The following is a 26,512-nucleotide window of genomic DNA, read 5'->3' on the forward strand; positions in this document are numbered from 1 at the left end:
ACGTCGGGCTATGCGGCTTTCATGGTTGATTCCTGAAGGTTGTCTTTTTCGGCGGCCGCGTCAGCGAGATGCTGCGTCACCTGTCTGTCGTCGTGGCGTTCCCACTGCCATGGCCGGGGTCGCCGAGGTCATCAAAACGCGCGACCGCCGACAGGGGGCTAATCACTGGCGGCGCCGCGAGCCGCGAATAGGATGAATGGGTGTCTGACGAACTCACCAAGACGCGTTTCCTCTTGGCTTTTGCCAATTAGGCAGCGGATTCGCCCTTCTCCGGGAGGCGGACCCGACGATTGTTGCTCCTAACGAGGTATTCGAGGGCGCCGCGGACGGCCGCCTCAGTATCCCCTAGACGTCCAATGCCCCAGTTGCAGTCGTCACAAAGCAGGCCACGGATGCAGTCCCCGCATGAGGTCTTGGTGGGGCAACAACTGTGATCGTGGTCCACTACCAAGCGGCGGTTCTCCGGCACCTTGCCGCAGGACCCGCAGGCGCCCCCCTGCTCCTCGAGCATCCGGCGATACTCCTCGGGCGGGAGGTTGTACTTACGGGCAACCATGCGGGCGGCGGTGCAGAGGCGGCATGTGTGACTCAAGCCCGTGGTCGACGGAGAGTCGTGAAAGTCGGATTCGGGCAACCATTGGTTACAGCCGGGGCAGTGCTTCTCGCCGCGTTCGTTCCTGGCGCTGGCTGAGCCTCGCGGGCGGCGATATCTCAGAGGGGTAAGCTCCTGCCCCGCCTCTGACTGCTGGTAATGCCCTGGGCAGAGGCCCTTGGCTACGGCCAGTTTGTCGCACCCATCGAATGTGCAATCCAGCGGGTCGGTGCCTCGCGGACGGCTCTCCCGGAGCTTCACCATGGGTTTCCCATCCCGGTTCAACTCAGCATGCCGGGTGCAATACTTTGAGCCAGCAGTCTGGGCCTTGCGGCCACAGGTTCCGTCGACGGCTTGGCACATATTCCATTCGCCATCGCGGGCGTACTTGTTTTTGAGCGGCACGAGGGGTTTCCCTTGAGCGTGTAGTTCCCGGTGGCGGGCGCAATATTTGCCACGGCGAGCCTGTGCCTGACGGTCACAAGTGCCATCAACGGCTTGACACATATTCCATTCGCCATCGCCAAGTTCATATGCAAGCTTCACCAGTGGCTTGCCTAGGCGGCTCATGCGTCCATGCTGACTGCAATACTTGCCACGCCGGTGCCGTGCCGGTCGGTCACAGGTCCCGTCAACCGCTTCGCACTTGTTCCACTCATCGCTCATGTCCGCATGGTAGCTTGCCCCTCCGACATCTTGCGTCGATGACTTCCTGGAGAGAGGGCGGGACTCTCTCGCGGCCTGCGCCTCGGGAGAGAGCACTTGCGGGCCCGCAGGCTTCCTTACCCGGTTCAATTCGGGAGACCCTACCACCACGGACTACGGCCACGATAGTGGACGCCGAACGCTGAGTTTCTGAATGCCTACCTAGGAACCAGGGCCGGGAGCTGCTGGCAGGTGGGGCAGGCGCCGGCCTGCCGCTGTTCACCACGGCTACCGGGAAAAGGTGGGCATCCTCTGAGGCGTTCCGTACCGTGCAGCGGCTGGCCGGGGCAGCTGGCATCGAGGGAAAAATTAGTCCGCACTCACCGCGACACACATTCGCCAGCCTCGCCCCCGATGCAGGCACAACCCTGCACGACCTCCAGGACAGCATGGGCCATGCCGACCCCCGAACCACGCGGCGATACGACCGAGCGCGCCGTACTTTGGGCAAAGCGGCCGGATACCGGGTTGCTTCCCTTCTCGCTTGATTATGGTGTGGTATATTTTCTGGTATGTTTTCATCGCGAAACGCTGAACAGGTCCTGGGCGAGTTGGGTGCCCCATTCGTCAATTGCTTCAGGCGCGCAATGGCATCAGCCCGAACGGACTATCAGACCCACAGGGCGGACCACCCTGAGTGGATGGCCACTGCTACGGAGCGCTATTTGGCGAACTTTATCCATGAGCGCCTCTGGGCAAGGATGAACGAGCAAGTACTTCAAGAGGCGCTGGGCATTCAGATCGTTGATAAGGAGCCTAAGCGCGAGATGGTAGTACCTGTCGGCAATGCCAACTTTGTGGTGCGCTTTAAGCGGCACCTACCTGGCGATCGGATTTCAAGCTACCCCACGGATGGTGCCCGGTCGTTTTGGTCGAACGATGAATCGCTGCCGACTATGGATTTGATTCCGTTGGCGATGGGATACATGTGGCACGCAGATGAGCGCCGGATTGGAGATGCGCTAATCTCTTACCGAGACAAGATGGACAACCCCGTTTGGTGCATCCGGTTGGACGAGATCGAGGGTGGAGTCCAGGACATCACTTGGACGCCGGTTGAGCCGAACCTTCCTGTTCTCGATTTGAGCCAGATCATTCCAGCAGCAGAGGAGAAGCGAGGTTCCTCGTGAACGGAATAGGTGATGTCATTCTCGCCGCCCGCCAGGCTGCAGGCATCACGCAACAGGAATTGCGAGAAGCGCTGGGTGTCACTCAAGCGGCCCTATCGAGGTATGAAAACAACTTGCGCACTCCCGATGACGAGACTCTCGCGAAGCTGGGAGAGGCGCTACGCCTCTCGCCTGACTTCTTAAATCATTCCTTTCGGTTGCAGGGCGCGATCGCGGCCGATGCTCACATGCGTCGGCAGAAATCGACCAAGGCGTCTGACTGGAAGCGCATGGAAGCTCGCCTGAATCTCCTGCGTATGCAGTCGTCTTATTTGTTCGAGCGTCTGCCGATGCAAGCTGAAAACCACGTGCCAACGTTCGACCCCGACAGCGTCACCCCCGCGGAGGCCGCGGGGCAAGTCCGAGCGCAATGGCGCCTTCCCATCGGGCCGGTGCGAAATCTGGTTCGGTGGATTGAAGCCGCCGGCGTGCTTGTCATCGAGGAGGACTTCGGCACGCGGCGAATGGACGGGCTGTCTCAGTGGGCCAGCGAGTATCCAGTAATACTCCTAAATGCATCCTTGCCGACGGATCGGAAACGGCTCACCCTGGCGCACGAGCTGGGGCACTTGGTTCTGCATTCGAATTACGCCGACCTTGACATGGAAGAGCAAGCGAATCAGTTCGCTGCCGAATTCCTCATGCCGGAGCGTGCCATTTATCCCTCATTGGGGGCACTGACCCTTGGCAAACTCGTGGACCTCAAGCAGGAATGGGGTGTGTCGATGCAGGCGCTATTCGAGCGGGCATACAGGCTTGGTCGGGCGACAGGGGACGATCGCCTTAAGTTTTACAAGGCTATGAACGCGCGAGGGTGGAAGGCCAATGAGCCAGGCAGCGACGAGTTGCCTCCTGAAGAAGCGTCACTGGCCGCTTCCATTGGCAGCAACCTGCAATCCAACGGTTTCACAAGTGACGAGATTGCTTCATTGGTAGGCCAAGCCTCTGGTCGAGATATCCACCCGTTTGTTCCTGTCCGCCGAGGCCTAAGGGCCGTCTCTTGATTAGGCTTGCTTGACGTGCATTGCAAAACTAGTGGTAGGATCGACTCACTCATTCAGGAACGAGCACTATCGGTGCCGGTGGTTCACGACCACACGTTTCACAGAACGGGGAGATCCGGTTCGAGTCCAGGCGAGTTCGTCTCGTAGCTTAAATGGCTAGGGTCCTTGTGGCCTAGGTCAGTGGTAAAGCCTCCGCTTTAAATTAAATAACTAGTAGCAACAAATGATGGCCCGCTCTGTGGGCCATCATTTGTTTAAGCTACAGATTCGATTTCAGGCGTAGTGAAGTTGAGGGGTGCATAATACATCCGAGCAAAGCCCCGGAGGTTCTTCAGGCGCTGTTGTGGGTTCCCCTTCGGTGGCACAGAAGCCCCCCAATCGTCCTTGAGCATTCTGAGCCACGTCTGGCGCCCGAGCGCTGTCTGCAGGACGACGTTTGCCTCATCCGCGAGGCGTTTTGTCACGGCAAGAGACCCGATGAGCTCGGGCAACCCGAGACGGACGTCGTCGCCAAGCGCAAACACTGGGGCGGAGAGGCCTGTTATCTGAGTCCACGTAGTCTTTCCCTGCGCGGAGACAGTTGAAGAATAATTTCGCAGACTGTTGTCCGCTCGTCCGCCATTGTGGATGTGAGTGTTACGCATCAGCCGAACGAGATGAAATAACTCCGTTAGTTCTGGCGCGAAGTTGGTGCCCGTGGAATCTTGGAACTTTGAATGCATGTTGGCCGACTTGGCCTTCTCCAGCTCAGAGACGCTCATTTGGGCTTCTGCGTTTATCATCTTGAGCATGCCGACTATCAGGTCCTCATGAAGGCCTAGGACGAATGGCACCGCCATAACTCCGAGCAGAGGTTCAGCGTCAGACAGGACATCCCGTGCTGTGTCGGCTACATGGTCGAACCGACGGATATGTTCCACCGCAGGAAACATTTTGGATAGCGTAACAGTAGACCCGGCTGTGAGCTCCAGCGTGGCGGCCGCCAACTTGGAGCCGACCAGCAGGCCCATCATCGTGTCATTCGTCTGTACCCGCTGTTTCTCGTGTATACGGTAGCCAGGGTAGTTGGCTGTGCGCATGAATGCTTTCATCCTCCGATGATGGTGTTAGTAAGGCTGCAGTTCAGGAGTGCGTGTGCGAAGCTCGCCAGGGTCAGAAGGCCCGGGCGTGGCCCGACCCGGCCCATTCCGGTATATGAGAATATTTCACCGTCTGCGACCATCCATCGAACTCGTAACCGTTTTCCCGGCCGACCTTTGGGTCGGTGAACAGTAGTACATTCGGGGACAGGGTTGGCGTCTCCATACCGGCATACGTGGTGCCACCGTACTTGGCCGCGATTGCGTCCCGTGTCCCAGTCCATCCGATGGGAGTCCCCCAAGAAGTCGCCATGTCTCCACAATAGGGGAAACGTTTGGGTGCCAGGACGTGCTGGCCTTCAACGGGTTCTGTGGCGCGTCAGTTGGCCTCGAACCAGAGGCTTTACTTGGTGACGAAAAAGTGACGAACATGCCGGGAAACCCAAGGAAAAGCGGGGAGCCCAAAAGATTCCCCGCTTGTCAAGAAGCCAGAGAAAAAACCCCTAGAAACTTTGATTTTTAGGGGGTTTATCCCGAGCTTCCTATCAGAATCGAACTGATGACCTTTTCATTACAAGTTGGACGCACGCCGCTACTGAGGAAAACCCCATGAAGGGGGTGTGGACTGTCCTCATCAACGAACCCGCGCTGATTGCCGAAGTCCCCCTCATGACGGCAACTATACTCATGGCGGAGATGGGCAAGGACCAGACAGTGAAGCAAAACGAGTTGGCTCTTTTCTCGATGGTCCTTTAGAAGAGATTCAAGGAGCTGGAAACACTACCTAGGTAATCGGGCAACGGGGGTGGGAACTTCCAGCAGAAGCCGTCGTGGCCGGCAGCAGTTTCGGAAAAGCGTCATGACAGGTGATCGCTATCGGTTTTGCTTACAGCCGTTGAGCCTGCAATTGAAGGGCTCGGCTAAGCTGCCTCACCCGTCTCCAAATCCATCTATGACGTAGTTAGGCCATGGCGCAGCCTGCGCTTGGCGCTGTTGGGCCGGGCTGAAGCCTTAGGGGCCGCAGGTCCTAGCTATCAGTAGAAGTCGGCTGCTGTAGGAGTCTTTCGGTTCCGGCCCAGGGGCTTATCACCGGGGTAAGCCAGGCCAAGTGCTTGACAAAAGAAAGCTGCCCGCAGATCTGCATTGCGGAAGTGGCTGACGATACTCTTGTGTGTCGCTGACCCGATGCGGGGGTGGTGAGTAACGGCGTTGACAGCCCCTTTCAAATGGCTTTCAGCCCTTTCGAGCCTGTTCCTATTTTTCGAATGAGTTTCTCGAAGTGCAGCGTATGCATCGACACTGCCAAATTGCCCCCAGCCGTAGTTTGCTTCCGCCTTCATAACGCGTTTACTAACGGACTGTATGTATGCGGCCACCAGGGCTTCGTCGCCTCCGTGACGGCGGAGTCCTTCCAATATGATTTGTTCGGCCTCGGCGCCGTACGGGCAGGGCGTGCCGTCATCGTCTATGAGGAACAGCGCGACGCTGCTCTCTGCCGCTTCAGCGATCGCGGCTCGTGTATATCCAGACGTTGAGTAGAAGATGTGGTTTGCGAGGTGGGGCCGGGCTCCGCGCAGCTGGCGTATTTGCGGAGAGCCGACTGGATTCGCCTGCATCTTCACTTGGGCCACCGCCTGCGGGTGCTCGACGTCCACTCCCTTGTCAGCGACTCCGCCCGTTAGTCGGGAACCGAAGAAGGCAAGCCGCTCCGACATGTGCCAGAGGGCCACTTCTTCCGCTGAATGCCAATCGCTGAGAAGGCGCTTTGGCGAATCGGAGTCGGGTGGGAAAGCGCTCATGTTTCCTGTTCCGACTCCTGGTGGAAAGGGCGTCAATGGGTTATCGGGAAGTCTGAGGATGCTTCTTCCTACGCCCTCGTGGAGCCAGCTGGATGTCTTCTTGTCCGAATAGGCAGAAATAATCCGCCCATCTATCATGTGGAACTCGGTTTTCGCTACTCGAACGGGCGTTGGGAAGCTAGTCCAGGTGAACAGTTCGGCATCAGCGGAGGGTATGACCGTGACATCCTCTGCGGCGTTCTGGGATGGCAAAACCCAGGAGTCGAATGTTTTGGCCGCGAAGCGGGTTCCCTGCGGGAAGGCGTCAGGGCTGGGCTTGGGAGTAGTTGCTGATATCACTACGGCCGTAAATATCTCGACGTGGTCCCCGGGAGGGATAGCTCCGAGGATTTGTTGCGCCTGGTGACTGCTGACAGGCAGACGGAATCGGTACTCTGCATACACGGACCATGCCCACATGGTCCTTGGATCCTTGGCCAGAAGTTGTTCTGGATCTTCCGACACCATGCTGTCCGTGCTCAAATTCATGTCCTGAGCTTCGGCCTCGTGCCATGTATCAGTGCCCGGGGCGGGCTTCTCCTCGTGCGGCTCAGCGTGCTCTGGCTGAGCCATCGGTATCGCTTTTAGTTTCTCCTTAAGGGACTGGAACAAACTGCGGGCATCACCACCGGCGGCCTTGTCGTCAGAACTCAACGTTGTACTCCTACCGGTTCCTGTTTCGCGTTGCCGCGCGAGATGACCGGCGCGGCGGCGGCCTCGTCCATGGCCGCTTCCACGATTTTCAGATCGGCCTGCTCGGGAGGTGACGTTAGTTGTACCCGGCCGGCTTGGGCAAGGGCCTTTCCGGCAAGGACGTAGGGGCGGACCGTAGCCACTGGCTTTCCCAGCGCCTTTGCCGCTCCCGTGACGTTCATGGGATACCTAGGAGTGGCTACGGACGGGGAAATGGCTCGCAGGTAGGTTGCCCGCGCCCAGAGTACCTTCCAGTCGTTCCGAGACGAATCAGCAGCTTCTAGCGCCGCCCGAGCCGAGGCTTCCCGAGCCTTCTCATTCGTGCTCATTTCCGCCATTCGTACTTACCCCTCCCATAGGCACTCATTCCCAACGCGCCCTGTTTCGGTGCCATCGAATTCTCAGTCTTTCCCAGCTCTCTAAATTCCGCTTGGGTAGTTAGCACTCGAAAACTGGAATAGTCGCTACCCGGAACGGAAGGAAGATACTCAGGTTTCCTCCCTCGGCTTTTCAAATCGTTTAGGGTGACCGGTATGAGCGAATTCAACCCGTATGTCCCGCCACCTGAAGCCTTGCGGGTATGGATAGGGCAGCACCCCCGCGTGGAGGCGATCGATAACCACGGTTTCGACTTGAAGCTTGACTGGTGGAACAGCCGGATTCCGGAATCCCAGGGCGCCCCCGTGACAGGCCGTTCAGGCGAAACGGGGCAAGGCTTCATCAGTCGAGGTCACATTTTCGCCCTTGCCGAGACCGCGCGAGACGACGAGTCGGGGATTGGCGCCGTCCGGTTGTTCTGGCACGCGCTGGCATGGGGGACTGGAAGCAGTCATCGAAACTCTCCGCGGCGGATAGAGTCCGTCTTAGGAAACGATGATGTGCGGTTGTTGCTCCGAGGGGCGGCAGGGTTGTCCGTGACGGACCCGCGCGGCGCATTCCTGCTTCTGAAGCCAGGACGTAATGCGATAAGTTCTCTGGGGCCCAACTTTTTTACCAAGTTCCTCTATTTCGCAGGTGGTGGTGCTTTAGGGCACTCGTGCCTTATCGTCGACAACCGAGTGCTTCGCAGCCTGCACCGGGAAACAGGGCGACCGCTGCTGGACCCGAACCAGCCGACGAACTACGGCCCCGCCGTCTACGAGGACGCCCTCCTTGTAATGAAAGCTTGGGCAAAAGAATTGTCCCAATCAGGGCGGATTGTGGGAGCAGACGAAGTAGAGCGCTGGGCATTCGCCACCGGGAGAAGGCCTTCACGGACAGGGATCGTTTGACGTGGCTGCACGATCAAAATACTTCCGCCACATATCGTCTTTGCAAGGACTTGCCGAATGGCGTTAAAAGACCTTAACGATCGCCGGGCAGTACTGCGTGCACTCGAGGAGTACGACAAGCTTGGACGGGTCGACTTCCTGCGAACCTACGGGTTCGGAACTGCTGATGAGTATGTTCTGGCCAATGAGGGGCGGTACTACGACTCGAAGGCCATTGCAGGCGTCGCCCACCTTTTTCAGACCGGGCAACTGTTGCCCAACTCGGAGTTTCAGGGCGGTTTGCGAGGCGCCGTTCCCCGTCTCAGGGCGATGCGTTTCGAGGTTGTTTCCCAGCGGCGGGGCTCGTTTGTCCTCTTATGGAATCCAACCATGTGGCAATGGGCCGAAGAGCGACGGCTCGTTATCCAGCAGCAAATTTTGGAAGGCGGAACGGGCTCTGAGCCCTGGTCCACGGGAAGCCGCAAGACAGACATTTCGAAGGGTGACCGCATTTTCCTGTTCCTCGTCGGCCAAAAGGAGCGCGGGCTCGTAGCATCGGGGCACGCGGCCAGCAACATCTACCTTGATACACACTGGGCGGCCGATCACCCGGAACCGGGACCTCATATCTCGGTGGCCTGGGACAGGCTAGTTGACGCGCCTGAAGTCCTTCCATGGGAGATCGTCGAGCGAAACGTCCCAGGTTTTCCGAACCAATACCAAGGAGGCGGTGCACGGCTGGACGGACTTCAAACCCTCACTCTCAACGCGCTGTGGCAAGAACACATCAACCGAGTTTCACTTGCCGCATTAGGCGATCCAACACGCCCGGAAGTTGTAGCCAGTTACTCCTACGCGATCGTAAGGCGCCGCAACCACCAACAGCAATTCCGCACCCTGCTGCTGGCCGCCTACGAACCCAAGTGCGCCGTGTGCGGTTTCGACCAAGTAGAAATCCTCGAAGCCGCGCATGTCATCCCGGATAGCCAAGGGGGACCGTCATCTGTAGAGAACGGGCGCCTCCTGTGCCCGAACCATCACAGGGCCCATGACGCAGGACTCTTTCGGTTCCAGGGCGATCTGCCGATGTGGGCGGAGGCAGCGTCGGAATTTTTGGCGCCGGAGCGGCCTCAAGACAGGAATTCATCGTAGAAGAGGAACGGTTCGGGAGATACGGGACTGCTACTTCAATATGGATGTCAACAACGTCACGCCGGCCGGCATGGAAGCAAATGCTGGAAGGGGCTAGGTCAGCCGGTCCGGCCACCCTGGGGGTGACTCGTTGTTGTGGCCCGCGAACGCTTCCGATGTGTGCCTAGGCGCTCTACGGTGTCCTCATGGCTCGTGTGACACCGCAGAAGATGACACTGGCCCCGGAACTCCGGCTCCCCGTCCTGCGCGATCTCGCTGTAAGGCTAGCCTGCGAAGGTCAGCGTTACCGCCGCCACCACCTTCGCGGCCACCTCCGCCACCCACACCTGCGCGTGCTCGGCGCGGTGCTCGACGTCCTCCAGCACACTTATGTACGGATGGTCGGCGGCGAAGTGCCCCGCCCGGACGTAGGCGTCGCGGGTGATGCGCCGGACTTCAGGAAAGTCCCTCGGCACCGCCCGCCGAAACACAACACTCACGAGGAAGCGCCCGAAGCGGCGGCAGTCCGCTCCACATAGTGGCCCAGCTGTGCCAAATCCGGCTGCGAGGACGGGTCGCCCACGGCATCAGCACCCACGGCATTGGCCACCGCCAGCGCCCGCGTGTAGTCCAGCCCGCTCCGCAGCGCCAGGACCAGCGCGGCGCAGAACGCGTCGCCGGCGCCCACGGTGTTCGCCACGGGCACCGCAACAGACGGCGCCTCGGCCACCTTCCGTCCGTGCTCGAACATCACGGAGCCGTCCTTGCCGTACGTCACCGCCACCAGCTTTGCCTCAGTGAGTGCCGGGATCAGGGCGTATTCGCTCTCGTTGACGATCACCAGGTCGCACCGCTCGAGCAGCTCCGCCGGCAGGTCCATGGCCGGTGCCGCGTTCAGCACAAAGAACCCGGCCGCCTTCCGGGCGGCCTCCAGCACCACGGCAAGGCCCACCTCGAGCTGGCACAGCACCGTCTCCTCCGGGCCGAACTCCACCCCGTCCAGCGACAGGTGCGAGTTGGCGCCCGGGCACACGACGATCTGGTTCTCGCCGTCGCGGTCCACCACGATCAGCGCCGTCCCGGTCGGCTGGGGGAGGGCTGCAACGTCGGAGGTGTCCACGCCGGCGGCAGCCAAAGCGTCCAGCATCCGCTGCCCGGACGCGTCCTTGCCGACGGCGCCGACCATCCGCGCACTGCCGCCCAAGCGCGCCGCGGCCGCGGCCTGGTTGGCGCCCTTGCCGCCGGGCTGCTCGGACAGGGCGGCGCCGCCGATGGTTTCGCCCGCCGTCGGAAGCCGCTCGGCGGTGGCGATCAGGTCCAGGTTGATGCTGCCGACCACGGTGACGGCAGGACGTGTTGTGTTCATGGGAGCCGAAGACGATCCCCTTCTGCTCGAACAAAGGAGTTTGATGTGAATACCCCGACCCCCGCCGCAGCCGCGCCTCCCGCGGAAGGAGGCGCCGCCGTCGTACTTCCCGACGACGACGCAACCAGGCTCTCCGGCCGACGCGCCGCCCTGCTGATCTCCACCCTGCTGCTGGGCGTGCTGTCCTTCCAGCTGAACGCCAGCATGGTCACCCCCGCGCTGCCGCAGATCGCCGCGAGCTTCGGCGAAAGCGCGGACAGCGCCGCCCCCGTCCAGTCCATGTTCTTCCTGGCGGCGCCATCGCCGGGCCCGTGATCGGCCGGTGGAGCGACTTCATCGGCCGCCGCGCCGCGCTGCTGCTGGTCCTGGGCATCATGGGCGCCGGCACCATCATCTGCATCGCCGCGCCCACCCTGCCGCTGCTGGTCACCGGCCGATTCCTGCAGGGCGTCTCCAGCGCCGTGTTCGCGCTCGCCTACATCGTGCTCAGCGAGAACCTGCAGGCCAAGGTCTTCGGCACCTCCGTGGGCATCATCGCGGCCATCAACGGGGGAGTGGGCGGCGTGGACGGCTACGTGGGCGGGCTCTTGGCCGAGACCCTCGGCTTCCGATCCATCTTCGTCGTCGTGCTTGTCCTCACCGCCATCGCGGCTTTCTGCATTTTCCGTTTGGTGCCCGCCGGACGTCCTGCTGGGGTGCGCGGCGCCATGGACTGGTGGGGCGCCGGCTCCCTCTCGCTGTTCCTGGTGTTCCTGACCTACTTCGTGTCCGACGGTTCGGCCGCCGGCTGGACCTCGCCCACCGCCCTGGCACTGCTGGCCGGCACCGTGTTGTCTTTTGCGGGATTCTGGTTCATCGAGAAGCGCCGCAGCCACCCGCTCATCGCCGTGCACCACCTGCGCTCGCGCCAGGTGTGGCCGGTCATCGCCACCACCGTCCTCACCCTGGCCGGCATCTTCGCGGTCATCAACTTCACCGTGGTGCTGCTGAGCCAGGATAACGACGGCGGCTTCGGGCTTTCCGCCTCCATCTCGGCTTTGCTGTTCCTCACCCCCGCCGCGCTGATCGGTGTCTTCGCCGCGCCGTTGGCCGGGTGGCTGGCGGACCGGCGCGGGTGGGTGCGTACGTTGCGGCTGGGGACGTCCTTGAGCCTGGTGTGTGCTGTGGTGGCTGCCGTGTTTTCCACTTCGCCTGTTGCCGTGTTTGTCGCCGTTGCGTGCCTGGGGATCTTCTACAACGGCTTCTTCCTGACCGCCATCAACCGGCTCTCGGTGCTGCTCTCGCCCAAGGAAGCCCCGGCTGCCTTGCCCGGCATCAACGGTGCGTCGTTCGGGATCGGGGCGAGCCTCGGCGTCGTGCTCGTGGCGCCGTTCGCGGCCCAGGCCACGGCCGCCGGGTACGCCACCGCCCTCTGGATCTCGGTGGGCATCACCGCCGCCGCGTTCATCGTCAGCCTCTTCGTCGCCGCCCCCAAGGGCGAGACGGTCTAACCCCTCTATCTGTTGCGAAGGAACCTATTGTGACTGCCCCCGTTTACCTCGACTGCGACACCGGCATCGACGACGCCCTCGCACTGGCCTACCTGCTCGCCTCACCTCTTGCGTCCGTAGTGGGCATCGGGACTGTGAGCGGGAACGTCAGTGCCGCCGTCGGAGCCCGGAACACCCTGGACCTTTTGGAGTTGGCCGCGGCGGCTTCAGTGCCGGTGTCCGTTGGTGCGCATGATCCTCTGGTTGGCTCGTTTCACGGAGGGGCGCCCTGGGTGCACGGGTCGAATGGGATAGGCGAGGTTTCGCTTTCTCCTGCTGCGGCTTCCCTTGCCGCCGAGTCCGCGGCGGAGATGCTGGTGCGGCTGGCGCGTTTGTACTCGGGTGCTTTGCGGGTGGTGGCGATCGGGCCGCTGACCAACATTGCCGAGGCGTTGCGGCTGGAGCCCGCGTTGCCGTCATTGGTGGAGTCGGTGACCGTGATGGGCGGCGCCGCGCTGGCGCCGGGGAACATCACGCCCGTGGCCGAGGCGAACATCTGGCACGACCCCGAGGCCGCCGCCCTGGTGCTCGCCGCCGACTGGGACGTGACCCTGGTGCCACTGGACGTGACCATGGCGTCTGTTTTGGAGGAGCACCACCGGCAGGCGCTGCTTTCTTCTGCCGGGGCGGTGCCGCGGGCGCTGGGGGAGATGCTGGGCTACTACTTCCAGTTCTACGAGGGCATCTACGGCCGGCCCTGCTCCGCCATGCACGACCCGCTGGCCGCGGCGCTCGCTGTTGGCGCTGTGAAGCAGGCTCTGGCGCCGGTGGTGCGTGCCGCCGTCGACACCTCCGACGGCCCCGGCCGCGGGCAGACCGTGTGCGACATGCGCGGCCTGTACGCGGGGTACCCTCCGGTATCCGGGGCAAGGTGCCGGGTGGTGCTCGCGCTGGAAGAGGACTTCGCCCCGCACCTGGTGGAGACGCTGCTGAGGCACTTTGAACGCACGACGGCGGTGATTGAGCCTGGCGAACCCGAGCCTGCACTCGCTGGCTGAGCCTTGGCCCACGCATCAGGCCCCGAGCCGGTCCGCCAATTCACTGATGCTTGACGCCACCAGGTCCCAGTCACCTTCCGGGGCCAGGTCGGCCACCTGGCCGGGGCCGTGTTCCGTGGGGCGGGCGATGAACGCCGTGGCCAGTCCGGCTTCGCGCGCCGCCCGCAGGTCATTGTTATGCGCCGCGGCGAGCATCACCTCGCCGGGGTGGAGGTCCAGGAGTTCAGCCGTGCGGAGGTAGGCCTCGGGCAGCGGTTTGTAGGTCCCCGTCATGTCCGACCCGATGATCACATCCCACGGCAGGCCGGCGTTCCTGGCCATGTCCAGCAACAGTGAGGTGTTGCCGTTGGACAGGGGGCCCACGATGTAGTGGCGGCGGATGGCTGCCAGGCCCTCTACGCTGTCCGGCCACGGCGGCAGCCGGTGCCAGGATTTGTTCAGCTCCTCCAGGCTCTCCCCGGGCAATCGGTCCGGATTGATGCCGTAGTGGCGGAGCGCCTCGTCCAGGTTTTCGCGGTGGAGGGTGTCCAGCTTGGTGAAGCTGCGCTGTCCGGAGCGGATGGCTTCCATGGCCGGCTGGTAGAGGGCCCGCCAGTGGTCGGCGAACGCCTCGGCGTCGAGCGTATGGCCGTGTGCTGCCGCGAAAGCTGCCACCTCCCTTGCCACACCGGTGCGCCAGTCCACCACGGTCCCGAAGGTGTCGAAGAGGACGGCGCGCACCCGGCGTCCGGTTGAGGCTGAACGGTACGGCTGGAAAATCATGTGCGTGTCCTTCCTGTCTGCGGCGCCGGTTAGTCTGGCAGCATGCGAACTGATTTCAGTCCTTCAGCGACGTCCGCCCGTGATTTCTACCGGCTGCTCACCGCTGTGGTGGTGCCCCGGCCCATCGCGTGGGTTTCGAGTGTCTCCCCGGAAGGCATCGACAACGTGGCCCCGCACTCCTTCTTCACCGTAGCCTCAACCAATCCGCCCATCGTGCAGTTCACGTCGGTGGGGGAGAAGGATTCGCTCCGCAACATCACCGCGTCCGGCGAATTCGTGGTCAACCTGGCCCCCGCCGCACTCCTGGACGAGGTCAACGCCACCGGCACCAACTTCCCGCCGGAGATCAGCGAGTTCGACGCCGCCGGCCTGACCCGGGAGCCGAGCCTCACCGTGGCCGCCCCCCGGGTCAAGGAATCACCGGCGGTGCTCGAATGCCGCCTCCACTCCGTGCTGCCGATAGGGGACTCCACCCTGGTTTTCGGCGAAGTCACCCATGCCGCCGTGAGCGAAGAAGTACTCGATGGCAGTCACCCGCGCATCGACCTGCTGGAGCCCCTGTCCCGGCTGGGCCTGGACGAGTGGGGTACCCTCGGCGAAATCCAGGACCTCGGCCGGATCCGGCTGAAGGACTGGCCGGGCGACTTCCGGCCCAAGGACTAGGGCCGGCCGGCCGCGCTGCCCGTGCAAAGGGAAAGACAAAGGAAAAGGGACGCCCGGCGAGGACGTCCCTTTCCCTTGTCCGCCCGGGGCTCTTAGCCGAGGCCGAGCTGGACGAAGACGAACCAGACGAGCAGCGGCACCACACCGATCATCGCGATGGCCCACAGCAGCAGGGCACGGAAGAACATCCGCTCGTCCTTGGGCTGGGCGCTCGCCATCAGCAGGGCCCCGCTGGTGGACATGGGGCTGACGTCAACCACGGAGGAGCTGATGGCGATGGCCGTCACCACTCCCACGGGGGTGAGCAGCGGGTCCATGGCGATGGGCACGACCACCGGGCTGATGACACCGAGGGTTCCGGTGGTGGAGGCGAACGCTGACACGATGGCCACCACGTAGCTTGCGATCAGCGCCGCGAGGGAACTGTTGCCCAGGCCCGCGATGCCTTCCTGGAGCTCCTTCAGCGCACCCATCTTCTCCAACATGCCCACATAGGTGACGATGCCGGTGACCAGGATGATGGCCGACCACGGCATGCTTTCCACCGCCGGCTTCTGCACGTTGGAGTCCAGGACGATCAGGACCGCCGCGATGACCAGCGAGGCGACTCCCACATCGAGTCCCAGGACGGTGGTGAGCACCAGCAGGGAAGCGATGCCCACCAGCGTGAGGATACGCATGGGGGTTGCGGCCACCTTCACCGGGCCGGTTTTGGTTCCGGTGGAAACAATGGGCTGTGCCGGTGCGGTGAGGACGGCCGTTCCGGCGCCGCCGGGACCCGAAACACTGCCGCCTGAGGGGGCGTCAGCGCCGTCGTCGTTCTTCATGGCATTGCCGCCGTCCGCCTGACGCGCCTCCGCCTTGGCTGCCCGGCGCTTCATGATGGCCTGCACCAGGGCGTAGGCGATCACGGCCAGGATGGCGTTGAAGATAAAGCAGTACGCATAAAGCTTGAAGGAATCGCCGGAAGCGCCGGCACCGTCCAGCATTTTGTTGCCCAGGACGCCGAAGGGGTTGACGGGAGAGAACGCGCCGGCGTTCGCGCCCTGGACGATGACCAGGCCCATGGCCAGGGTGCTGATGCCGAACCGCGCGCCCAGTGCCAGGCCCACCGGGGCGACGATGGCGATGGCGGCCGGCGTGAAGGCGCCGGCGGAAGCCAGGGCTGCGGTCAGCAGGAACATCAGGATGGGGACCAGGATTTTCCGGTCGCCGGCGAGCCGTTCCGCCCAGTATGCGAGCAGGTCGATGGTGCCGTTGATCCGCACAATGGCGAAGAGCAGGGTGGCGCCCACCAGGATGAAGAACAGTCCGGCGGGGAATTGACCGATGACATCCTTGATGGACATCCCGGCGAGGAGGGTGCCCACGCCGAATGCGGCGACCGTGGCCAGCAGTCCGGCGTTGATCCTGGTGAAGGAGCCGACGGCGAAGGCCGCCACGAGCACCAGGAACGCGATGAGTGAGAGCGACATGGTGCCCGCCGCCTACGCGTCCGCTGCGGCGATGACGCCGGCGCCGGACAGCAGGCTGCCCGCTCCGGTGATGGCCGGCTTGTGGCCCAGGGCCTTGAGGATCTCGTACGTGGTGGCCGTGGCCGCCGTGATGACCGGGAGTCCCAGCTCGTCCTCCACGGCCTGGACGGCCGCGAGTGACGGCATCTGGACACAGGCAGAGAGGACGACGGCGTCCGCTCCTTCGCGCTGCAGGCTGCGGGCCAGCGCGGGCAGGTTCTGCGGGTCAAGGCAGCCGACTTCGAGGTTGTCCGCAACTTCGAGGCTGATGGCGTCCAGCACCGTGATGCCCGAGCCCTCGACGTAGTCCACCACCATCTTGGTCAGCGGCTTCATGTAGGGGGTGATCATGGCGACCTTCCGGGCTCCGATTTCGTGCAGGGTCCGGACCAGGGCGCCGGCGCTGCTGGTGACCGGGGCCGGGTGTCCGTTGCCGGCGGCGGCGTCGGCGATGACCTTTTCGGAGCCCTCGTGGGCTTCGGGGCCCTGGGCCATGACGGCCACCAGGCAGGCGTAGGCGATGACGTCCACGTCGGCGTCTGAGACCGCTTCGGCGCACTGGGCTGCCTTGCCCACCATGGCCAGCAGTTCTTCCCTCGTGACCTTCTTCATGCCGGCGCGGGCGGAGTGGAAGGTGTACTTGTGGCCGGTGGCCTCGGCCTGGCGCCGGAACAGTTCCGGCAGCTCGGTCTCCATGGTGGTGTTGGAGCTGGGGACGATCAGTCCCACCCGGCTCATCCCGGGGCGCTTGGGCTCGGGGGCTGTTTCACACGTGATTGCGGGGGTGCTCATGGATTCTCCACGTCGTTGTGTTGGGGATTTGCGAGTAAACCCATAGAGTGGGTTCTAATCCCATGATGTGGGTCACCCTGATGGGATGTCAAATGGATCACATGCTGGGGCGGCTCCCTGCTCACTAAGCTGGAGGCTGGCAGAAACAGAGTGAAAGGGTGTTCGGACAGTGGCGAAGGAACCGGGAGCTGGGGCCTCGCCCCTGTTGGTCCTGCACAAGGTGGCGGAGATTCTGGACTGCTTTTCCGTGGAGGAGCCCGAGCCGACGCTGCAGCAGATCATCCGCAAAACCGGGCTGCCGTCCAGCACCTGCCAGCGGTTGGTCCAGAACATGCTCCGTGAGGGGTTCCTGGACCGCGACGGCGACCGGTACCGGATCGGCATTGGCCTGGTCCGCTGGGCTACCCCCGGGACGTTCGGGCTGGACGTGGTCCGGCTGGTGAAGCCGGTCCTGCAGCAGTTGCGCGACGAAACCGGCGAAACTGCCTGCCTGTACGTCCGGGACGGGGCGTTCCGGACCATCGTTGCCGTGGCCGAGACGCGGCACGTGGTGATGCGGCCGTTCATGGTGGGCATGGTCATGCCGCTGCACGCCGGCGCCCCCGGCAAGATTTTCCTGGCATTCGACCCCGGAGCCTGGGACGCCTTGGACCAGCAGGGGCTCGAGGGCTTTACGGCCGATACGCCAGTGTCCCTGGAGACGCTCAGGCAGCAGGCGGCCGTTGCACGCGAGCAGGGTTTCTTTGCGGCCTTCGGGGAACGCAACCAGGACGTGGGCTCCATCAGCGCGCCCGTTTTCGACCATACTGGACGACTTGCATGCGCCGTGGGCCTGGGGTTCCCTACCCAGCGGATCGGGCCTGCCGACGTTGAACGGCTGGGGCCGGTGGTGGCTCGAGCGGGACTGGAAGCCAGCCGTGCATTGGGGTACGACAGCAGTCAAGCCGCCGGGTGACCGGCTAGGACTGGAACTGCTGCATCACCGAGAGGTGCCCGGCCCGGGCCGAAACCAGGCACTTGGCCAGGTAGAAGGGCCGGTTGGCGTTCCGGACGTACTGCGTCAGGACCAGCACCGGGTCCGACGGGCGTAGATCCAGCAGCTTCGCCCCGCTGGGGCCCACCTGGCTAAGGCTGATCTGGCACTCGCCCGGCCCGGCCAGCCTGCCCAGCTGCTTGGTGAGCACGGCAAGCAGGGTGGCGCCGCCGTCGCCCTCTATGTCAAGGGGCGCGGCGGCACCCTTGCCGACGCTGACCGGCTGGGCGGTGACGTTTTCCTGCAGGTGGGCGATGGCCTCGCCGTCTCGGATCAGGACGGATTCCCAGAGCCAGCAGTCGGTGCCGGGCTCGACGCCGATGCCGGGGGCGACGAATTCGGAGGCCGCCTGCCGGACCACCTGGATGCGCTTGACCTCCACCTGCTGGCCGGGGCTGGCGAGGGCGTCCTCGAACGGCTGGATCCGTTCCATGCCGATGCGGGGGAGCGTGTCCGAGACGAAGCGTCCGACGCCGCGCCTGGCTCTGATGAGGCCGTCTTCCTCGAGCAGCATGAGGGCTTCGCGGACCACGGTGCGGCTGACCTTCATGTCCGTGCCGAGTTCGGTTTCGGTGGGGATCATGGAGCCGGGCGTGAGGAGGCCGTTGCGGATGGCTTCGGCGATCCGCGAGTAGACGGTGACGCGCAGGGGAGCGCCGGGCTGGGCGGCCACCGGCTGGGACAGGAACCGGACGGCGTCCTGGTGCACGTTTAGCCTCGCTTTTGGTTGGTTTCTTCTGGGATTCCAGCCTACTTCAGCGTCTGATGCGTTTGTTGGACAAGCGGCGTCCGCCGGTCTTAGCGCTGCTGGTACCAGTGCGTGTGGAGGACGACGGCGGGAGGCGGGCGCCGCCGTCGTCCCCCTCCTACTTGGGGGAGGTGGCCTGGCGGGCGCTGTCGCGGACAACAAGGGTGGGCGCGATCGGGGTGCGGTCCACCTCCCGCCCTTCCATGGCACCAAGGAGCACTTCCATGCTCATGAGCGCTAACGCCGTGAAGTCCTGGCGAACAGTGGTCAGGGGAGGCAGGAAATAGTCTGAACCTTCGATGTCGTCGAAGCCAACCACGCTCACGTCGTCCGGGACCCTGATCCCATTTTCCGCGAAGGCACGTATCAGCCCGAGAGCCGTGTGGTCGCTGGCGGCGAAGATCGCCTGGGGCACCTTCTGTTCCCGCACGAGCTGGAGCGCGGTCTCGTAGGCCCACCGGGGGCTCCAATCGCCTTCGAGGCACAGCCCTGGTGTAAGCCCGGCGTCGCGCAGCGCGGCTTCCCACCCGCGTTTGCGAACCCGGCCGTCGAACCAGTCCATGGAGCCGGCGAAGTGCGCGATGTCGGTGTGGCCGAGGTCTATCAGGTGCTGGGTGGCCAGCCGTGCACCCAACTCCTGGTTCTCTGAGTATGAGAAGACGTTGGGAGTCGATGATGCTCCTGCCGCGATCATCTCCACCGGTACGCGGCACGAGGCATTCCATACGGCTGCCGCCATCTCCACCACGGGGGCGATGACGATGATTCCCCCCACGCCGGTATCGTCCAGGGTGTCCAGGGCGGCCTGGACCGACTCTCCGTAGGGCCGCTCAACGCTGATGACGGTTGTGGCGTAACCCTTCCTGCGTGCAATGTTCTCGAGGGCCATGAGCGTCCCCACCGGGCCGAACCGCGGGGAGCCGTCGGAAAGTATGCCTATGGAGGTGGACCGGCTGGTGACGAGCGCCGTGGCTGCCCGGTTCCTGCGGTACCCGATGTCTTTGATTACCTGAAGAACCCGTTGCCGCGTTGCCGCACTCACGTCCGGTGCGTCGTTGAGGACCCGCGAGACTGTGCCGAAGGAGACGCCGGCCATGCTCGCCACGTCGTTGATGGTGGGCTTCCGGCGCCGTGGGGCTTCCGGTATTCTCCCGTTCGCCTCACGGGGAACAGTTGTGCCTGCCATGCCCACTCCTGTCTTGCACGTTGGTCCGAACCTCTCGCGTTCCGTGCCTTTCGATCTTACGTCGGACCGTACTCCCGCATCCGTTGGAATAACTGTCTATGTGACCGTTGACACGTAACACCGTAAACGTTTACGATGATGTCCGTAAACGTTTACGAATGCTTCGTGAACGTTTACGCAGCCACGCATTTCAATGAAGAAAGGGAGCGCGATGCCCGAGACGATCGTCCACGCACTCGCGCTCGATCCGAACGCCGGACTTCGGGATGTCGACCAAACCCAATGGGCAAATCTCGAAGTGCTCCTGAAGGATGCGGCGCCCGGCGATCTGGCAGCTGCTGTCCGCACCTTTGTCTCCGCCGGCTCTTCGGCAGTCGTCGGAGTCTTCGATGAGGATCGCCTTTGGGCAAGCCTGGTGGTCTCCGTCGACAACTCGGGCAAACCCGCGTCCGCGTCCACCATTCCCGGCCCGGTCCGGGAAGCGGGCGAAGACATGACGAAGGCGGCCAACGAAGCCGTGAAGTGGGTTCAAGCCCACCACGGACCGTGTTCCCTGGGCTTCTTCGTCGACAAAATACACGCAGAGGCGCTGCTGGCAGCTTCAGACAAGGCCACTGCCATCCGCACAGCCTCGGCCTCGGGCGGGCTCGTCCTGTCCCCGGTTCCGCCGGCCCTGGCTATAGCCCTCGCCTGAACCATCCCAGGCATCCACCCCACCCACCCTAAGCACTGGAGAACAATGATGATCCGCAGGCTTCCCCTCGTGGCCCTTGCCGCAGTCCTGTCCCTTTCCGTCGCTTCCTGCAGCAGTTCGACCACGGCCACGTCCAATGCTCCCGACGCCGGTGTGTCCAGCAAGGCCCAGCAGGCCCTTGACCAGATCAAGGGACAGGTCCTGAGCAAGGGGCCCAACGGCGAGACGCCCTCGCCGGCGTCCGCAGCAGACCTCACTCCGGACGAGATCCAAAAGGTCAAGGCGCTCAACGCCAAGGCAGCCATTGTGATGCACTACGGCGGCAACGACTGGGCCAACGCCCAGATCAACGGCCTAAAGTCCGAGTTCGAAAAGCTCGGCATCAAAGTCATCGCCACCACCGACGCGAACTTCAAGCCGGACAAGCAGGTCTCGGACATCGAGACGGTCATGTCGCAGAACCCGAACGTCATCGTCTCGATCCCCACGGATCCCGTGGCTACGGCCTCCGCCTACAAGAAAGCCGCGGCTGCCGGCACCAAGCTCGTCTTCATGGACAACGTCCCCCAGGGACTGACCGCCGGCCAGGACTATGTCTCTGTTGTTTCTGCCGACAACTACGGCAACGGCGTCGTCTCCGCCCACCAAATGGCTAAGGCGCTCGGTGGCAAGGGGAAGATCGGGCTTGTCTTCCACCAGGCCGACTTCTTCGTGACCAAGCAGCGCTACCAGGGATTCAAGGAAACGATTACGAAGGAATACCCGGACATCAAGATCGTCGAGGAAAAGGGAATCGCCGGCCCTGACTTCGCTGGAGATGCCCAGGCAGCTGCGAACGCCATGCTCAGCAAGTACGCCGACCTGTCCGGAATCTGGGCGGTCTGGGACGTTCCTGCAGAAGGTGTCATGGCTGCCGCCCGGGCCGCCGGCCGGCCTGACCTGAAGATTGCCACGGAAGACCTTGGCAAGAACGTGGCCATTGCCCTTGCCAAGGACGAACTCGTCGTCGGCCTTGGAGCGCAGGTTCCGTTCGACCAGGGTGTCACGGAAGCCCGGCTGGCCGCCGGAGCGCTCATCGGCAAGAAAGCACCCGCTTATGTGGCGCTGAGCGCCCTTCCGGTTGACCACTCCAACGTCCTGGATGCGTGGAAGCAGGTCTACCACGAGGACGCCCCGAAGGACATCCAGGACTCCTACAAGAAGTAGGCAAGAACCGGCGGTGCGGGGGTCCGCCCCCGCACCGCGCCGAAAGGGCAACGATGAATACCGCAGACAATGTCGTCGAGATGCGCTCAATATCAAAGAGCTTCAACGGCGTTCCCGTATTGAAAGACGTCAGTTTCGATGTTCGCAAGGGTGAGGTCCACGCGCTGGCGGGCGGCAACGGCGCCGGGAAGTCCACGCTCATGAAGATCCTTCAGGGCGTGTACCAGGCAGACGCCGGCACAATCCTTATTGGAGGCAAGCCGACCGCCATCAACTCGATCCAGGAAGCGAAGGCCGCCGGGATCGGAATGGTCTTCCAGGAGTTCAGCCTGGTACCGAGCCTGACCGTTGCGCAGAACATTTTCCTCGCCGCCGAACCGCTCGGCAAGGGCGGGCTCATCGACGATCGTGCTGCGGTGCGCCGTGCCAAGGAAGTTTTCAGTGAGATGGAAGTCGACGTCGACCCGCGCGCCGGGGTCGCACGGTTAGGCACCGCATACTGGCAACTGACGGAGATCGCCAAGGCACTCGCCCAGAATGCCCAGGTGCTCATCATGGATGAGCCCACCGCCAGCCTTGCCCGGCATGAGTCCGAAGCGCTCTTCGAACTGATCGACCGCCTCAAAGAGCGTGGTATCTCAATCATCTACATCTCCCACCGCATGGACGAGGTGTACAGGCTCGCGGATCGGATCACCATCCTCCGCGACGGCCGCCACCTCCTTACCGAGCCGCTGACGGACGTCACCCCCGAACAGATCGTGGAAGGCATCGTCGGCAAGAAGATCGAGGGCCAGCTTTCCTATCGTGTGCGTGACCATGTGGCCCACGACGGGGCGCCGCTGCTGGAAGTCCGGGGGCTTAACGCGGGGCAGCGGGTGCGGGACGTTTCGTTCGCGCTCCGGCCTGGCGAAATCCTCGGCCTGGCAGGGCTGATGGGCAGCGGACGAACCGAGCTCGCCCGTGCTCTCTTTGGCATTGACAAGCTGGACAGCGGTGAAGTCCTCCTGCGGGGCAAAAAGGTCAACCTTGGGTCTCCGCAGCAGGCCATCAACGCTGGAGTTGCCCTTATCCCGGAAGACCGCAGGGCCCAGGGCCTGGTGTTGGAGCACTCCGTCCAGGACAACCTGCTGCTTCCCCTCCTCGGCCAGATCCAGCGGGGACCCCTCCTGGACGGCGCGAAGGGGAAGGAATTGTCCTCGTCACTGATCAAGAGGTTCGCTGTGAAGGTAGCCCATCCCCACCGCCCGGTGCGGCTTCTCTCGGGCGGCAACCAGCAGAAAGTGGTCATCGCCAAGTGGCTGGGCACCGATCCGGACATCCTGATCCTTGACGAGCCAACGGCCGGCGTCGACATCGGCACCAAAAGCGAAATCCTCGACATGATCCGTGAGCTGGCAAGTGCCGGCAAGGCCGTCATTGTCATCTCCTCCGAGTACCCCGAACTACTCGCGGTCAGCGACCGCGTCCTCGTCCTTAAGGACGGCTCCATCATCCGCGATATCCCCCGCAGCGAGATTGCTGACGAGGAGTATCTCCAACTTGCAGTGCAGGGAGTCTGAAAAGTGAGCAAGGCAAACACCATCGCGCCGCGGGATACCGCGGCACCCCGTAATTTCGGCACTATCCTCAAGGAACTGGACTGGCGGCGCTACGTCATCTACATCGGCTTCGTCGTTGTCTTCCTCTTCTTCGCCGTTCTGCTCCGCGACCAGGGCTTCCTGTCGCCGAACAACCTGCTGAACATCTTCCGGCAGACCGCCACCATCACCGTCATCGCCGTCGGTATGACGTACGTGATCGCGTGCGCAGAAATCGACCTGAGCGTCGGATCCGTGGCGGGCCTGTCCAGTGTGTGCACTGCGATGGCGCTCTCCCAGTGGGGCCTGGTGCCCGGCATCCTCGCCGGCCTCGCTGTCGGGCTCGTCGTCGGGTCGATCAACGGCGCACTGGTCAGCCTCCTTGGCATCCCATCCTTCCTGGTGACACTCGGCATGCTGGGGATAGCCGTCGGCGTTGCCCAGTGGATCACGGCGTCGGCGCCCCAGCCCATCCTCAACGACACGTTCAACATCGTGTTTGGATCCGGCAACTTCGGTCCTGTTCCGGGCCTGGTGGTTTGGAGCGCCATCTTCGTGGCCATCGGCGCCGTCGTGCTGAACCGCACCAGGTTCGGCCGCCAGGTCCTGGCCACAGGAGGCAACCGCAACGCCGCGGAGTTCACCGGCATCAATACCAAGCGCATTAAGTTCCAGGTGCTCCTCATCTCGGGCATGGTGGCAAGCGTCGCCGGCATGCTCTACGCGGGCCGGCTGCAGTCCGGACGGTTCCAGTGGGGAGCGGGAGACGAACTCTCCGCCATCGCCGCCGTCATCCTGGGTGGAACCAGCCTCTTCGGCGGGTTCGGCTCCATCATCGGCACACTCTTCGGTGCCCTTCTGATCGGCCTGATCAACAACGGGCTGATCCTCGCCGGACTCGACAGCAGCCAGCAGCAGGTGGTCCGCGGCGCGATCATCATCCTGGCCGTCGCCCTCGCCCGGAAGAAGTAGCACCCGTGACTTCCCAGCTACGGGCCGGAATCATCGGAACAGGATTCATGGGCTCTGTCCACGCCCATGCGGTCCGCGCAGTAGGCGGTGAGGTCGTCGCAGTCGCCGGGAGCAGCCAGGCTTCCGCCGAAGCCGCAGCACCCGCTCTCGGCGCCCGAACCGCAGCCGAATCGCCTGAAGCACTGATCGCGCGGGCAGATGTGCATGTCATCCATATCTGCACCCCGAACGCCACCCACGCCGACCTTGCCCGCAAAGCCATTGCGGCAGGAAAAGCAGTCATCTGCGAAAAGCCACTGGCCACGAACGTTGGGGACGCGTTGGAACTGACAACCCTCGCGGCCCAGGCCGGGGTAGTCACCGGCGTGCCCTTCGTCTACCGGTTCTATCCGGCCGTCCGCGAGGCCCGCGACCGTATCCAGCGCGGCGACGCCGGCCGGCTTTGGCTCCTGCACGGCTCCTACCTGCAGGACTGGCTGGCCGGCGCGGAAGCCACGAACTGGCGGGTCGATTCAACGATCGGCGGAGCCTCCAGGGCGTTCGGCGACATCGGCGTCCACTGGTGTGACCTGATGGAGTTCACCACCGGACACAGAATCACCAGGCTTGTGGCCCAGACCAGCAGGGCATACGACGAACGCGAAACCGGCGGCCGGTTGTCCTCCGTCGCTACCGAGGACGGCGCCACGCTCCTGTTCGAGACGGACAAGGGTGCCACCGGCTCCCTGGTGGTCAGCCAAGTCAGTCCCGGCAGGAAGAACCGACTCTGGTTCTCTTTCGACGGAACCGAAGCGTCATTCAGCTTCAACCAGGAACGGCCCGACACCCTGCACGTCGGCCGCAGCGACTCAAGTTCCGAGATCCCGGTCGGCCCGCAAACACTCACGACGCCGGGCGGCCGGCGCTACGCCAAACTTCCCCCGGGCCACCCCCAGGGTTACCAGGACAGCTTCAACGCGTTCGTCGCGGACGTGTATGCGGCCGTCCACGGCCAGGAAGCCGACGGCATGCCCACCTTCCGGGACGGCCTTCGCGCAGCCCTCATAACGGATGCAGTCGTAACCTCGGCCGCGCACCAGACCTGGGTCGAGGTTCCGCTAACGGCCAACCTCCCCGGATCACTCACCTCTTACCCCGCAGCTGAAAGGCAGAAGCAATGAAACTCGGTTACTGTTCCATCACCTGGGGCGGCGTCGTCGGCCACCCGCAAGGTGTGACGAGCGTGAAGGACCTTTTCTACATGACCCACGGGTCCATGCAGCAAGCGGTCCAGGACATCGCCTCCGTTGGCTATCAGGGCGTGGAGATGTTCGACGGCAACCTGGCCGAATACGCCGACAAGCCCGAAGAGCTTAAAGAGATCCTCAGCAGCAACAACGTCGAGCTGACCAGTGTCTATACCGGTGCGAACTTCATCTACGCTGACATCCTTCCCGACGAGCTGCACCGGATCCACCGTGCCGCCGAACTGGCTGCCAACTTTGGAGCAGAACGGCTGGTAGTGGGAGGCGGGGCACGCCGCGCCGCCGGAACCACTGACGAGGACTACCACCGCCTCGGTGAAGCTCTGGACGGCGTGACGGACATTGCGGAAAGCTTCGGCCTGTCGGCAAGCTATCACCCGCACCTGAGCACCATTGTCGAAAGCCCGGAAGAACTGGACAGGCTCATGCCGCTCACCCGGATCGGCTTCTGCCCGGACACCGCACACCTTGCAGCCGGCGGAGCGGACCCGGCCGCAGTCATCCGGAAGTACCCCGACAGGATCCGGCACGTCCACCTCAAGGACTTCCAGAAGGACCCTTTCAATTTCCTGCCGCTTGGACAGGGCGAGCTCGACTTCCCCGACATCATCGCAGCCATCCGCGAAAGCGGCTATGACAGCTGGCTCATGGTCGAACTCGACAACTACGACGGTGACCCCCGGGAAGCCGCGGCCCTCAGCAAGAAGTACCTCGAAAAGCTCCTCTCTCACTAATTTTTCAACCGCGGGGACTGCCACAGACGG

At 63.3% G+C, this 26,512-nt stretch carries 25 protein-coding genes and 1 pseudogene; 15 read left to right on the forward strand and 11 right to left on the reverse strand.

What is annotated here, in order from left to right; translation table 11 throughout:
* Nucleotides 1-247 precede the first annotated feature (247 nt).
* A complete protein-coding gene (locus JCQ34_RS21060) occupies nucleotides 248-1,258 on the reverse strand; it encodes an endonuclease VII domain-containing protein (protein WP_350310807.1) in 1,011 nt (336 codons plus the stop codon).
* Between the two features lie 254 nt (nucleotides 1,259-1,512).
* Between JCQ34_RS21060 and JCQ34_RS21065 the strand changes: the two genes are divergently transcribed.
* From JCQ34_RS21065 to JCQ34_RS04925, 3 genes are all read left to right on the forward strand, one after another.
* Nucleotides 1,513-1,785 (forward strand): tyrosine-type recombinase/integrase, encoded by a 273-nt coding sequence (locus JCQ34_RS21065; RefSeq protein ID WP_350310817.1) that lies wholly within the window; start codon nucleotides 1,513-1,515, stop codon nucleotides 1,783-1,785.
* A gap of 177 nt (nucleotides 1,786-1,962) precedes the next feature.
* On the forward strand, nucleotides 1,963-2,427 hold the full coding sequence (locus JCQ34_RS04920; protein WP_286402491.1) for a hypothetical protein: 465 nt from the start codon (nucleotides 1,963-1,965) through the stop codon (nucleotides 2,425-2,427).
* Nucleotides 2,424-3,470, forward strand: a complete 1,047-nt coding sequence (locus JCQ34_RS04925; RefSeq protein WP_286402493.1) for a helix-turn-helix domain-containing protein — start codon at nucleotides 2,424-2,426, stop codon at nucleotides 3,468-3,470. Before JCQ34_RS04920 ends, JCQ34_RS04925 begins: the two co-directional genes overlap by 4 nt.
* A gap of 254 nt (nucleotides 3,471-3,724) precedes the next feature.
* Here JCQ34_RS04925 and JCQ34_RS04930 read toward each other — a convergent pair whose 3' ends face one another.
* The 3 genes from JCQ34_RS04930 to JCQ34_RS04940 form a co-directional block, all read right to left on the reverse strand.
* Nucleotides 3,725-4,549: a hypothetical protein gene (locus JCQ34_RS04930; protein ID WP_286402496.1), complete on the reverse strand. Its 825-nt coding sequence runs from the start codon at nucleotides 4,547-4,549 to the stop codon at nucleotides 3,725-3,727.
* Nucleotides 4,550-5,583: 1,034 nt separating this feature from the next.
* A complete protein-coding gene (locus JCQ34_RS04935; RefSeq protein WP_286402498.1) occupies nucleotides 5,584-7,041 on the reverse strand; it encodes a restriction endonuclease in 1,458 nt (485 codons plus the stop codon).
* The gene (locus tag JCQ34_RS04940; protein WP_286402500.1) at nucleotides 7,038-7,262 is read right to left on the reverse strand and encodes a hypothetical protein; all 225 of its coding nucleotides are present in this window, start codon (nucleotides 7,260-7,262) and stop codon (nucleotides 7,038-7,040) included. The genes JCQ34_RS04935 and JCQ34_RS04940 overlap by 4 nt, the downstream gene beginning before the upstream one ends.
* 351 nt (nucleotides 7,263-7,613) lie before the next feature.
* On the opposite strand from JCQ34_RS04940, the gene JCQ34_RS04945 reads away from it, so the two are divergent.
* Nucleotides 7,614-8,351, forward strand: coding sequence for a hypothetical protein (locus JCQ34_RS04945; RefSeq protein WP_286402502.1), 738 nt, complete (start codon nucleotides 7,614-7,616; stop codon nucleotides 8,349-8,351).
* 57 nt (nucleotides 8,352-8,408) lie between these two features.
* Nucleotides 8,409-9,482: an HNH endonuclease gene (locus tag JCQ34_RS04950; protein WP_286402505.1), complete on the forward strand. Its 1,074-nt coding sequence runs from the start codon at nucleotides 8,409-8,411 to the stop codon at nucleotides 9,480-9,482.
* A gap of 263 nt (nucleotides 9,483-9,745) precedes the next feature.
* On the opposite strand, the gene JCQ34_RS04955 is transcribed toward JCQ34_RS04950, so the two are convergent.
* Together JCQ34_RS04955 and JCQ34_RS04960 are read right to left on the reverse strand one after the other, a co-directional pair.
* The gene (locus tag JCQ34_RS04955; RefSeq protein ID WP_286402508.1) at nucleotides 9,746-9,961 is read right to left on the reverse strand and encodes a hypothetical protein; all 216 of its coding nucleotides are present in this window, start codon (nucleotides 9,959-9,961) and stop codon (nucleotides 9,746-9,748) included.
* Nucleotides 9,958-10,827, reverse strand: coding sequence for a ribokinase (locus tag JCQ34_RS04960; protein ID WP_286402511.1), 870 nt, complete (start codon nucleotides 10,825-10,827; stop codon nucleotides 9,958-9,960). Before JCQ34_RS04960 ends, JCQ34_RS04955 begins: the two co-directional genes overlap by 4 nt.
* A gap of 45 nt (nucleotides 10,828-10,872) precedes the next feature.
* Here JCQ34_RS04960 and JCQ34_RS04965 point away from each other — a divergent pair.
* Nucleotides 10,873-12,317: pseudogene (locus JCQ34_RS04965) on the forward strand (MFS transporter).
* Between the two features lie 29 nt (nucleotides 12,318-12,346).
* Nucleotides 12,347-13,354: a nucleoside hydrolase gene (locus tag JCQ34_RS04970; RefSeq protein ID WP_286402514.1), complete on the forward strand. Its 1,008-nt coding sequence runs from the start codon at nucleotides 12,347-12,349 to the stop codon at nucleotides 13,352-13,354.
* Nucleotides 13,355-13,369: 15 nt separating this feature from the next.
* Here the strand turns inward: JCQ34_RS04970 and JCQ34_RS04975 are convergent, their stop codons facing one another.
* Complete coding sequence (locus tag JCQ34_RS04975; RefSeq protein ID WP_286402517.1) at nucleotides 13,370-14,116, reverse strand: haloacid dehalogenase type II; 747 nt, start codon at nucleotides 14,114-14,116, stop codon at nucleotides 13,370-13,372.
* A gap of 42 nt (nucleotides 14,117-14,158) precedes the next feature.
* On the opposite strand from JCQ34_RS04975, the gene JCQ34_RS04980 reads away from it, so the two are divergent.
* Nucleotides 14,159-14,779, forward strand: coding sequence for a flavin reductase family protein (locus tag JCQ34_RS04980; protein WP_286402520.1), 621 nt, complete (start codon nucleotides 14,159-14,161; stop codon nucleotides 14,777-14,779).
* Nucleotides 14,780-14,871: 92 nt separating this feature from the next.
* Here JCQ34_RS04980 and JCQ34_RS04985 read toward each other — a convergent pair whose 3' ends face one another.
* Complete coding sequence (locus tag JCQ34_RS04985; RefSeq protein ID WP_286402522.1) at nucleotides 14,872-16,254, reverse strand: SLC13 family permease; 1,383 nt, start codon at nucleotides 16,252-16,254, stop codon at nucleotides 14,872-14,874.
* A gap of 12 nt (nucleotides 16,255-16,266) precedes the next feature.
* Nucleotides 16,267-17,085, reverse strand: coding sequence for a maleate cis-trans isomerase family protein (locus tag JCQ34_RS04990; RefSeq protein ID WP_286402525.1), 819 nt, complete (start codon nucleotides 17,083-17,085; stop codon nucleotides 16,267-16,269).
* A 169-nt stretch (nucleotides 17,086-17,254) separates the two neighbouring features.
* On the opposite strand from JCQ34_RS04990, the gene JCQ34_RS04995 reads away from it, so the two are divergent.
* Nucleotides 17,255-18,040 carry an IclR family transcriptional regulator gene (locus tag JCQ34_RS04995; RefSeq protein WP_286402528.1) on the forward strand — a complete coding sequence of 262 codons (786 nt, stop codon included), beginning with the start codon at nucleotides 17,255-17,257 and terminating at the stop codon, nucleotides 18,038-18,040.
* Nucleotides 18,041-18,044: 4 nt separating this feature from the next.
* On the opposite strand, the gene JCQ34_RS05000 is transcribed toward JCQ34_RS04995, so the two are convergent.
* Together JCQ34_RS05000 and JCQ34_RS05005 are read right to left on the reverse strand one after the other, a co-directional pair.
* Nucleotides 18,045-18,827, reverse strand: a complete 783-nt coding sequence (locus JCQ34_RS05000; RefSeq protein WP_286402531.1) for a GntR family transcriptional regulator — start codon at nucleotides 18,825-18,827, stop codon at nucleotides 18,045-18,047.
* A 157-nt stretch (nucleotides 18,828-18,984) separates the two neighbouring features.
* A complete protein-coding gene (locus JCQ34_RS05005; RefSeq protein ID WP_286402534.1) occupies nucleotides 18,985-20,052 on the reverse strand; it encodes a LacI family DNA-binding transcriptional regulator in 1,068 nt (355 codons plus the stop codon).
* Between the two features lie 211 nt (nucleotides 20,053-20,263).
* Here JCQ34_RS05005 and JCQ34_RS05010 point away from each other — a divergent pair, with 211 nt between their 5' ends.
* From JCQ34_RS05010 to JCQ34_RS05035, 6 genes are all read left to right on the forward strand, one after another.
* Nucleotides 20,264-20,746: a hypothetical protein gene (locus JCQ34_RS05010; RefSeq protein WP_286402538.1), complete on the forward strand. Its 483-nt coding sequence runs from the start codon at nucleotides 20,264-20,266 to the stop codon at nucleotides 20,744-20,746.
* 69 nt (nucleotides 20,747-20,815) lie between these two features.
* Nucleotides 20,816-21,952 (forward strand): substrate-binding domain-containing protein, encoded by a 1,137-nt coding sequence (locus tag JCQ34_RS05015; protein WP_286402541.1) that lies wholly within the window; start codon nucleotides 20,816-20,818, stop codon nucleotides 21,950-21,952.
* A gap of 53 nt (nucleotides 21,953-22,005) precedes the next feature.
* A complete protein-coding gene (locus JCQ34_RS05020; RefSeq protein WP_286402544.1) occupies nucleotides 22,006-23,514 on the forward strand; it encodes a sugar ABC transporter ATP-binding protein in 1,509 nt (502 codons plus the stop codon).
* Between the two features lie 3 nt (nucleotides 23,515-23,517).
* Entirely contained in the window at nucleotides 23,518-24,504 is a 987-nt protein-coding gene (locus tag JCQ34_RS05025) for an ABC transporter permease (protein WP_236801391.1), read from the forward strand.
* A 5-nt stretch (nucleotides 24,505-24,509) separates the two neighbouring features.
* Complete coding sequence (locus JCQ34_RS05030; protein WP_286402548.1) at nucleotides 24,510-25,664, forward strand: Gfo/Idh/MocA family protein; 1,155 nt, start codon at nucleotides 24,510-24,512, stop codon at nucleotides 25,662-25,664.
* Nucleotides 25,661-26,482, forward strand: coding sequence for a sugar phosphate isomerase/epimerase family protein (locus JCQ34_RS05035; RefSeq protein WP_286402550.1), 822 nt, complete (start codon nucleotides 25,661-25,663; stop codon nucleotides 26,480-26,482). The genes JCQ34_RS05030 and JCQ34_RS05035 overlap by 4 nt, the downstream gene beginning before the upstream one ends.
* Nucleotides 26,483-26,512 lie beyond the last annotated feature (30 nt).

This window comes from Pseudarthrobacter defluvii, from assembly GCF_030323865.1.
Lineage (GTDB): Bacteria > Actinomycetota > Actinomycetes > Actinomycetales > Micrococcaceae > Arthrobacter > Arthrobacter sedimenti.